Source organism: Brachybacterium sp. HMSC06H03 (assembly GCF_001807385.1).
GTDB classification, from domain to species: domain Bacteria; phylum Actinomycetota; class Actinomycetes; order Actinomycetales; family Dermabacteraceae; genus Brachybacterium; species Brachybacterium conglomeratum.
On the sequence record NZ_KV788927.1, the window covers coordinates 1 to 8,067 of the forward strand.

The 8,067-nt window shown below is 71.9% G+C and carries 9 protein-coding genes and 2 tRNA genes; 8 read left to right on the top strand and 3 right to left on the bottom strand.

Going from position 1 to position 8,067, the window contains the following annotated elements:
• The 4 genes from HMPREF3159_RS13985 to HMPREF3159_RS14000 all read left to right on the top strand — a co-directional run.
• Window positions 1-333: hypothetical protein (locus HMPREF3159_RS13985; protein WP_141748246.1), on the top strand; the 333-nt coding region annotated here is incomplete at its 5' end.
• Window positions 333-1,244 carry a DNA-formamidopyrimidine glycosylase family protein gene (locus HMPREF3159_RS13990; RefSeq protein ID WP_070501746.1) on the top strand — a complete coding sequence of 304 codons (912 nt, stop codon included), beginning with the start codon at window positions 333-335 and terminating at the stop codon, window positions 1,242-1,244. The genes HMPREF3159_RS13985 and HMPREF3159_RS13990, both read left to right, overlap by 1 nt.
• A gap of 59 nt (window positions 1,245-1,303) precedes the next feature.
• A tRNA-Arg gene (locus HMPREF3159_RS13995) sits at window positions 1,304-1,376 on the top strand.
• Between the two features lie 34 nt (window positions 1,377-1,410).
• Window positions 1,411-1,662: a hypothetical protein gene (locus tag HMPREF3159_RS14000; protein ID WP_070501747.1), complete on the top strand. Its 252-nt coding sequence runs from the start codon at window positions 1,411-1,413 to the stop codon at window positions 1,660-1,662.
• A gap of 256 nt (window positions 1,663-1,918) precedes the next feature.
• Here the strand turns inward: HMPREF3159_RS14000 and HMPREF3159_RS14005 are convergent, their stop codons facing one another.
• Together HMPREF3159_RS14005 and HMPREF3159_RS14010 are read right to left on the bottom strand one after the other, a co-directional pair.
• Entirely contained in the window at window positions 1,919-2,518 is a 600-nt protein-coding gene (locus HMPREF3159_RS14005; RefSeq protein WP_070501748.1) for an OsmC family protein, read from the bottom strand.
• A gap of 91 nt (window positions 2,519-2,609) precedes the next feature.
• Window positions 2,610-3,158, bottom strand: coding sequence for an acyl-CoA thioesterase (locus tag HMPREF3159_RS14010; RefSeq protein ID WP_070501749.1), 549 nt, complete (start codon window positions 3,156-3,158; stop codon window positions 2,610-2,612).
• A 139-nt stretch (window positions 3,159-3,297) separates the two neighbouring features.
• Here HMPREF3159_RS14010 and orn point away from each other — a divergent pair, with 139 nt between their 5' ends.
• Complete coding sequence (gene orn / locus HMPREF3159_RS14015; RefSeq protein WP_083305964.1) at window positions 3,298-5,199, top strand: oligoribonuclease; 1,902 nt, start codon at window positions 3,298-3,300, stop codon at window positions 5,197-5,199.
• 73 nt (window positions 5,200-5,272) lie between these two features.
• Here orn and HMPREF3159_RS14020 read toward each other — a convergent pair whose 3' ends face one another.
• Window positions 5,273-5,626, bottom strand: a complete 354-nt coding sequence (locus HMPREF3159_RS14020; RefSeq protein WP_010549700.1) for a thiamine-binding protein — start codon at window positions 5,624-5,626, stop codon at window positions 5,273-5,275.
• A 147-nt stretch (window positions 5,627-5,773) separates the two neighbouring features.
• Here HMPREF3159_RS14020 and HMPREF3159_RS14025 point away from each other — a divergent pair, with 147 nt between their 5' ends.
• From HMPREF3159_RS14025 to HMPREF3159_RS14035, 3 genes are all read left to right on the top strand, one after another.
• Window positions 5,774-6,757 (top strand): diaminopimelate dehydrogenase, encoded by a 984-nt coding sequence (locus HMPREF3159_RS14025; protein WP_070501750.1) that lies wholly within the window; start codon window positions 5,774-5,776, stop codon window positions 6,755-6,757.
• A gap of 245 nt (window positions 6,758-7,002) precedes the next feature.
• Window positions 7,003-7,078: transfer RNA gene (locus HMPREF3159_RS14030), tRNA-His, on the top strand.
• A gap of 226 nt (window positions 7,079-7,304) precedes the next feature.
• The coding region (locus HMPREF3159_RS14035; RefSeq protein WP_070501751.1) for a GTP pyrophosphokinase at window positions 7,305-8,067 on the top strand (763 nt) is incomplete at its 3' end.

Below are 8,067 nucleotides of genomic sequence, written 5' to 3' on the forward strand. Positions count from 1 at the left end.
GCCCTGCCGATCGCCCCGCCCGAGGGGACCACGGCGCGGCCCGCCCGCCGCGCCGGTGCGCTCGTGCTGCTGCGGGACGGGCACGTCCAGGCCTATGTCGACAAGGGCGGGAAGCACCTGCTGTGGTGGGCCGACGAGGAGGCGACGCCCGAGGCCGCCGCCCAGCTCGTCCGCGCGATCGCCGAGGACTCCCGTCTGCCGCAGCTGCGGATCGAGCGGATCGACGGGCACGGGATCGACACCGAGCCGGTCGCGGCGATCACGGCCGCGCTCGCGGAGGCCGGCTGCTACCGCTCACCGCGCTCGCTGCGACTGCGGGCGGGTGATCGCTGATGCCCGAGGGTGACACCGTCGCGCGCCAGTGCCGGATCCTCCACGACGCGCTCGCCGGCGCCGTGCTCACCGTCTGCGACCTCCGGGTCCCGCGCGCGGCGACCGTGGACCTCACCGGCTGGAGAGTCCACGAGGTGCGCCCGCGCGGCAAGCACCTGCTGATCCGGCTCGTCCCGCCCGCGCCCGGGGCACCGCCGATGACCCTGCACAGCCACCTGATGATGGACGGGATCTGGCACGTGGAGGGGAAGGCGCTGCGCTCCAGCGACACCAGCGCCGGGCCGCGCACCCGCGACACGATCCGGATCGTGCTCGAGGCCCGGCACGAGGACGGTCGTCAGGTACAGGCGATCGCCTACGACGTGAAGCAGGTGAAGCTGCTGCGCACGGCCGACGAGGAGAAGCTGCTCGGGAGCCTCGGCCCGGACCTGCTCGATCCCGCGTGGGACGATGACCCCTCCCTCCGGGAGCGGGCGCTCGCGAACCTCGCCGCCGAGCCGGAGCGGCCGATCGGCCTCGCGATCCTCGACCAGCACGTCCTGGCGGGGATCGGGAACATCTACCGCAGCGAGCTGTGCTTCCTGCGCCGACTCCACCCCGCCGCGCCCGTCTCCGCGGAGCAGGACCCGGGCGCGCTCGTCGACCTCGCCCATCGCCTGCTCGTGCTGAACCGGGACCGGGAGGTGCGGGTGACCACCGGTGGGATGCTCGGCCGGGACGGGGACCTGTGGGTCTACGGCCGCGGAGGGAAGCCGTGCCGCCGCTGCCGCACCCGGATCCAGCGCGGCGAGCTCGCCGAACCGCGGCTCGAGGGCACCGAGGCGCGAGTGCTGTGGTTCTGCCCCCGCTGCCAGGCCGGGCCCGGCGCGCCGGCCCCGTCGGCGGCCCAGCGGCGTGGCCGACGTCGCTGAGACGGACTGCGTTCCTGGCCGTGGCGGCGTCGCAGCGTCGGTAGACTCGTGCGCCGTCAGCCTCCATAGCTCAATGGATAGAGCAACGGCCTTCTAATCCGTCGGTTGCAGGTTCGAGTCCTGCTGGGGGCGCTCATAGCCCCGCACCGCCTTCGAGAGGCCGCCGATGATCCTCAAGGTGCTGAGCTTCGGCGCGATCGCGCTGCTGCTCCTCCTGCGACTCGCCCGCACCCCCTTCGGTGCGCGCCTGCTGGGCGTGCCGCTCAAGGTGCTGCACATCGTCTATCTCGCCACGCTCGGGGTCACCGGCATTCTCGCGATCCCATACGAGCAGTGGGTCCTGCTGACTGTCGTGGTGGTCCTGCTGGTGGTCAGCCTGGTAGAGGAGGTCAGGCGGCGCTCCGCGGCACTGGAGTGACCCCGCCTCCCCTGCCGGAGCGTGCCGCGGAGCCGCAGCCTCGAGGCAGGGCGCGCCCGTGCCGTCGAGCCGACCGGCGGACTCGGGAGGGTTGTGGGCATGTCCCGCACCGGCAGGATCTACGTCGTCCAGGCCGAGGCGGCGCGCGCGGAGATGCTCCGTTCCCGACCGGATCCGGCTGCTGTCCGTCGCGCCGGACATCCCCGTCCGCGGCACCGATTCGGCGCCACGGACCGGGCTCCCGACGCGGTCGAGGTCAGCCTGCGGCGACCTCGACGCGGGTGGTGACGGGGGTCGGGTTCTGGAAGAGGTCCAGGACGGGGCAGTGGGCGTCCACCGCCGCCCGCAGCTCTTCGTAGCGGTCGGCGGTCTCGGGGCCGGTCAGGCGCACCAGGAGGCGCACGTCCCCGAACCCGGCCCGCACGGACTCGTCCTTGCCGAAGAGCCGCGCCGCGTCGAGGTCTCCCTCCGCGGTGACGTCGATGTCGTCGACCTGGATGCCGAGCGCGTGCGCGTAGAGCCGGTAGACCACGACCTGGCAGGAGATCAAGGCGCCGAGCGCGACCTCGACGGGGCTCGCGGCGAGATCGTCGCCCGCGAGGGCGGCGGGCTCGTCCACGGCGAACTCGTGGCGGCCGGCGCGGAGCGTGCTCGCGACGGCGCCGACGCCCTGGCCGGTGACGGTGTAGGTGAGGTGTGCGGAGTCTCGGCGGGCGTCGATCCGCTCGCCCCAGGCGGTCCCCGCAGCGTCGAGGCGGTCGGAACGGGCGGCCGTGCTGGCGTCGAGGTCGGCGGCGGGGACGGAGGTCGAGGTGGAGAGGGAGACGGTGTCGGCGGTGGTGTCGGAGAGTGTCATGGCGCCACCGTAGGGACGCCTCGAGCGCCGGTCACGCCCTCCTGTCACAGGCCGTCATCCGTGCACTCCGCCGCGTCGGGCCGACGAGAGCTCAGCGGCCGCGGCCCCGCTCCCCCAGTGACCGGCTGTGCGCGGAGGACTCGCGGTTCCAGGTCTCCACCCAGTCCGGCAGCACGAGGTCCGCGGGCGGCTGCCCGAGCAGGTCCAGCACCTCCTGCACGTCGACCGACCCGCCGGAGCTGCGCAGGAAGCGGGCGCGGACGATCGCGTCGGCGATGACGGTGTCGCCGCGGCGGAACACCTGCTCCATGTAGATCCAGCGCTCGTCGTAGCCCATCACGCGGGTGGCGAGGTCGAACTTCTGACCGAGGGTGAGGGACTTGCGATAGGTGATGGTCTGCCCGGCGACCACCGGATACCAGCCGGCGTCGGTGATCCGCTTCCAGAATCCGGAGCGGAGCATGAGGTCCATGCGGCCCAGATCCATGATCGAGAGGTAGCGGCCGTTGTTCATGTGGCGCTGCACGTCGAGATCGGCGAGGTTCACGCGGAAGCTCGCATGGGAGGTGTCCCAGATGCCGAGCGGGGACTTCCCGCGCACGCGCGCCAGGAACAGCAGCAGGCGGAGGTACATGTTCATCGCGGATCCCTCCCGGGGCTCACGTCGGCTCGTCGTCGATACCAGATGACCAAAGAGTAACTTCTCGGGCACGCCAGCCCTCCCCGCTCGCACCTGCGGGGGCCGCCCGGGGCGTCGGGGGCCACGCTACTGTTGTCCCGTGACCTCCAGCTCCACTCGTGCCATCAACGACCGCATCGTCTGGGTCGACTGCGAGATGACCGGGCTCGACAAGCAGCGCGACGCGCTGGTCGAGATCGCCGTCCTCGTGACCGACGCCGATCTGAACATCCTCGGGGACGGCGTCGACGTCGTGATCAAGCCCCCGGCCGAGGCGCTGCAGGGCATGGATCCCTTCGTGGTGAACATGCACACCGTCTCCGGCCTGCTCGAGGAGCTCGACGGCGGCATGACCCTCGCCGAGGCGGAGGCGCAGTGTCTCGCCTACGTCAAGGAGCACTGCCCCGAGCCGGGGAAGGCGCCGCTGGCCGGCAACAGTGTCGGCACCGACCGCGCCTTCCTGGACCGCGACGTGCCGGAGTTCGCCGGCTGGCTCTCCTATCGCACCATCGACGTCTCGAGCCTGAAGGAGCTGGCCAAGCGCTGGTTCCCGCGGGTGTACTACAACATCCCCGCCAAGCATGGCGGCCACCGCGCGCTCGCCGACATCCGCGAGTCGATCCAGGAGCTGAAGTACTACCGCGAGGTGCTGCTGGTCCCCAAGCCCGGCCCCACCACCGCCCAGGCCCAGGAAGCCGCGCGCCGTTTCGAGCTGCGCGAGGACGCCGAGACCGCTCCGGCCCTGCCCGTGCCCGCTCCGCACGTGCCCTGGCTGGACCGCGCCTCGCACCGCAGCTGGCTCGAGGGCGAGGCCGACGAGCTGCTCGTCTTCGGCTCCGAGTCGGTGCGGGAGGACGGCGGCTTCGCGTGGCTGGACGAGACCGGCGCCCCGGACCTCTCCCGTCCCTCCGAGCTGTGGATCACCTGCCGGATGACGCACGCCTTCGCGCTCGGCCACATGCTGGGCCGCCCGGACTTCGGCCGCTTCGCCGATCACGGCATCGCCTCGCTGCGCGGCGTCTTCCACGACGACGAGCACGGCGGCTGGTTCGCCTCGGTCGAGGGCGGCCGCACCGTGGACGACTCCAAGCAGGCCTACGCCCACGCCTTCGTGGTCCTCGCCGCCTCCTCCGCGACCGCCGCCGGCCGGCCCGGTGCGAAGCAGCTGCTGGACGAGGCGCTCGCGGTGCTCGACGAGAAGTTCTTCGACGAGCGCTCCGGGATGAGCGTGGACACCTTCGACCGCAGCTTCTCCGAGTGCGAGGAATACCGCGGGATCAACGCGAACATGCACACGGTCGAGGCGCTGCTGGCCGCGGCCGACGTGACCGGGCAGCGGCGCTGGCTGGACCGTGCCGTCGGCATCGCGACCCGGGCGATCGATGAGTTCGCGCGCGCCAACGACTGGGCGCTGCCCGAGCACTTCGACGTGGAGTGGTCGCCGCTGCTGGACTACAACCGCGACGAGCCCGCCCACCCGTTCCGCCCCTACGGCGCCACGATCGGGCACTGGATCGAGTGGTCCCGCCTGGTGCTCCAGGCCCGCGCCTCGCTGATCGCACTGGACGGCGAAGCGCCGGAGTGGATGCTCGAGGCCGCGACCGCCCTGATGGAGAAGTCCGCTGCGGCCTTCGGCGCCGATGGGAAGCCCGGCTGGGTCTACACCGTGGACTGGGACGGCACGCCCGTCTCCTCCGAGCGCATGCACTGGGTGGCGGCGGAGGCCGTCGCCGCGGCCGCCGTGATGCACCGGGTCACCGGGGAGCGCGTCTGGGCCGAGCGCTACGAGCAGTGGTGGGAGTACATCTCCACCTACCTGCTCGATCCCGAGGAGGGCTCGTGGTTCCACGAGCTCGACCCCGAGAACGAGCCGCAGGGCGTGACCTGGCCGGGCAAGCCCGACATCTACCACGCGCTGCAGTGCGTGCTGATCCCGCGCCTGCCCCTCGCCCCGGCGCTGTCGGCAGCGCTGCGCGACGGGCTGCTGGACAGCGACCTCTGAGCAGGTCCCGCCGCTCATCACAGGACCTGCCCCCGGTGCAGCACCGGGGGCAGGTCCTGTCGACGGTCGGAGCTCAGCTCTGCTCGAGCCGGGCCGCGGCGGCCTCCATCCGCTCGATCTTCCCGTCGAGCTCGCCGCGGTCGTGGCCGGGCCGGATGTCGGCCTTGAGCACGAGCGAGACGCGGGAGCCGTAGCGGCCCGCCTCGTCGGTCGCGCGCTTGACGACCTCCATGACCTCGTCCCACTCCCCCTCGATCTCGGTGAACATCGAGGAGGTGCGGGTGGGCAGGCCGGAGTCGCGCACGACCCGCACCGCGGCGGCGACGGCGTCGTGCACGCTCGCGGCATCGGCCCCCTCCCCGAGATCGCGGGCGAGGGCCGGGTCGGAGGGGGCACCGGTGGGCTGGACGGAGAAGGCGACGATCATGCCGCCAGTCTCCCCCTCCCCCGAGGGCCGTGCAACGCGGGGCGGGGCCCGTCACGCGGCGCTCCCGTGCCCGGTCGACGGCGCTTCAGTAGCATCGACCAGGGCGTCCGCCGCTGCGGGCGCCTCCCCTCGACCAGAGCAAGGACCATGACTGCACATCGCCTCGGAATCGTCGGCTACGGGAACCTGGGACGCGGCGTGGAGCTCGCCGTCTCCCTCCAGGAGGACATGGAGCTGGTGGGCGTCTTCACGCGACGCGACCCGTCGACCCTGACCACCGCCCTCGAGGACACCGCGGTCCGCTCGATGGACGAGCTCCAGTCGATGGCCGGCGAGATCGACGTGCTCGTGCTCTGCGGCGGCTCGAAGTCGGATCTGCCCGAGCAGACCCCGCAGCTCGCCGCCCGCTTCACCGTCGTGGACAGCTTCGACACCCACGCCCGGATCCCCGAGCACTACGCGGCCGTGGACGCCGCGGCCCGCGAGGCCGGCACCACGGCGCTGATCTCCACCGGCTGGGACCCCGGCCTGTTCTCCCTCAACCGCCTCTTCGGCGAGGCGATCCTCGCCTCCGGCGACACCTACACCTTCTGGGGTCGCGGCCTGTCCCAGGGGCACTCCGATGCGGTGCGCCGCGTGGACGGGGTCGCCGGCGGCGTCCAGTACACGATCCCCTCCGAGGACGCGATCGCGCGGGTGCGCGCCGGGGAGCGGCCCGAGCTCAGCACCCGCGAGAAGCACGTGCGCGAGTGCTTCGTGGTGCTCGAGGAGGGCGCCGACGCCGAGGCGGTGCGCGAGGCGATCGTGACGATGCCGCACTACTTCGAGCCGTACGACACGACGGTGCATTTCATCACCGCCGAGGAGCTCGCCCGCGACCACCAGGGCGCACCCCACGGCGGCTTCGTGATCCGCTCCGGCGAGTCCTCTCCCGGCACGACGCAGACCATCGAGTACCGCCTGCAGGAGGAGTCGAACCCCGAGTTCACCGCGAGCGTGCTGGTCGCCTACGCCCGGGCCGCGGCGCGTCTGGCCGCCTCCGGCGAGCACGGCGCCCGCACCCCCTTCGACGTGGCGCCGGGCCTGCTCTCCCCGAAGTCGCCCGAGCAGCTGCGCGCCGAGCTGCTCTGAGCGGTGCCCCGCCGTGACCGCAGGAGGGCCCGGGCGGCAGGTGCCGCGCGGTCCCTCCGTCCGCGGGCTGCTGGGGCACATCACCCGGCGACGCCGAGCGCGGATCGCGTCCGCCGTCGTGGCGCTGTCTTGGCCGCTGTCGACGATGCAATGCGTCTCACACTCCTCCGGGCCGCTTCGGAGAGGAAAGCACCGCCCGGACCAGGTATGCTGATCTCTCGTTGCAGGCCGTCAGGTCGCACATGGTGGTCGTAGCTCAGTTGGTAGAGCTCCTGGTTGTGGTCCAGGCGGTCGCGGGTTCAAATCCCGTCGATCACCCCAAGAAACGCCCTGATGACAGGGCGTTTTTTCTTTGCCGTCACCCCGCGGACCGCATCGCGGACGACAACGCACCCCGCTGGAGCTCCGCGAGGCATCCACCTCTCGTCGGCGCGCCCACTCAGCGCGCGGCACCGCCGGGACGTCCGACTGGCGTGCGTCCACGTCGCACCCAGCCCGCTCTGGCAGGATCGACTGCCCGAGCCCGGACCGCGAGGAGAGTCGACGGATGGATGCAGCCCCTTCACCGCAGGAGCCCCCTGAGCACAGGGTCCGTGAGCTGGTCACGGCGCGCACCGGCGGGCATGTCCCGACCCCGGCGGAGCAGGAGGAGATCGCGGCGGGGCTGCGGCAGGTGTACGAGGAGTTCATCGCGCTGCGGATGCACTACCAGTTCGGCATCGACGAGGTGCTGACGAAGGTGGAGATCCTCCGCAAGGAGTTCGAGCAGATGCACGACTACTCCCCCATCGAGCACGTGCGCACCCGGCTGAAGTCGGTGGAGTCCCTGATGGAGAAGGCGCTGCGCACCGAGGGCGAGATGACGGTGCGCGCGATCCGCGAGCGGATCCACGACATCGCCGGCATCCGCATCACCACGAGCTTCGTCGCCGACGCCTACTGGATCGCGGACATCCTCGCCGCCCAGGGCGATCTCGAGGTGCTCACCGTCAAGGACTACATCGCCTCCCCCAAGCCCAACGGCTACCGCTCCCTGCACCTGATCGTGCAGGTGCCGGTCTATCTCTCCACCCATGTGGAGCAGGTGCCCGTCGAGCTGCAGATCCGCACGATCGCGATGGACTTCTGGGCCAGCACCGAGCACAAGCTCTCCTACAAGTACGAGAAGAACCTCCCGCCCGCGCTGCGGGCCGAGCTCGACGACGCGGCCCGGGTCGCGGACGAGCTCGACCAGCGGATGGAGCGGCTGCGCAGCGAGATCCGCCCGCAGGCCGCGCCCGGCGGGGGCAGCGGCCTGTTCCCCGGCAGGC

Bases quoted from the DNA above. Each gene is read 5' to 3' on its own strand.
- HMPREF3159_RS13990 (WP_070501746.1), top strand. From the start codon at position 333: ATGCCCGAGGGTGACACCGTCGCGCGCCAGTGCCGGATCCTCCACGAC.
- HMPREF3159_RS14000 (WP_070501747.1), top strand. From the start codon at position 1,411: ATGATCCTCAAGGTGCTGAGCTTCGGCGCGATCGCGCTGCTGCTCCTC.
- HMPREF3159_RS14020 (WP_010549700.1), bottom strand. From the start codon at position 5,626: ATGATCGTCGCCTTCTCCGTCCAGCCCACCGGTGCCCCCTCCGACCCG.
- HMPREF3159_RS14010 (WP_070501749.1), bottom strand. From the start codon at position 3,158: ATGAACATGTACCTCCGCCTGCTGCTGTTCCTGGCGCGCGTGCGCGGG.
- HMPREF3159_RS14025 (WP_070501750.1), top strand. From the start codon at position 5,774: ATGACTGCACATCGCCTCGGAATCGTCGGCTACGGGAACCTGGGACGC.
- HMPREF3159_RS14005 (WP_070501748.1), bottom strand. From the start codon at position 2,518: ATGACACTCTCCGACACCACCGCCGACACCGTCTCCCTCTCCACCTCG.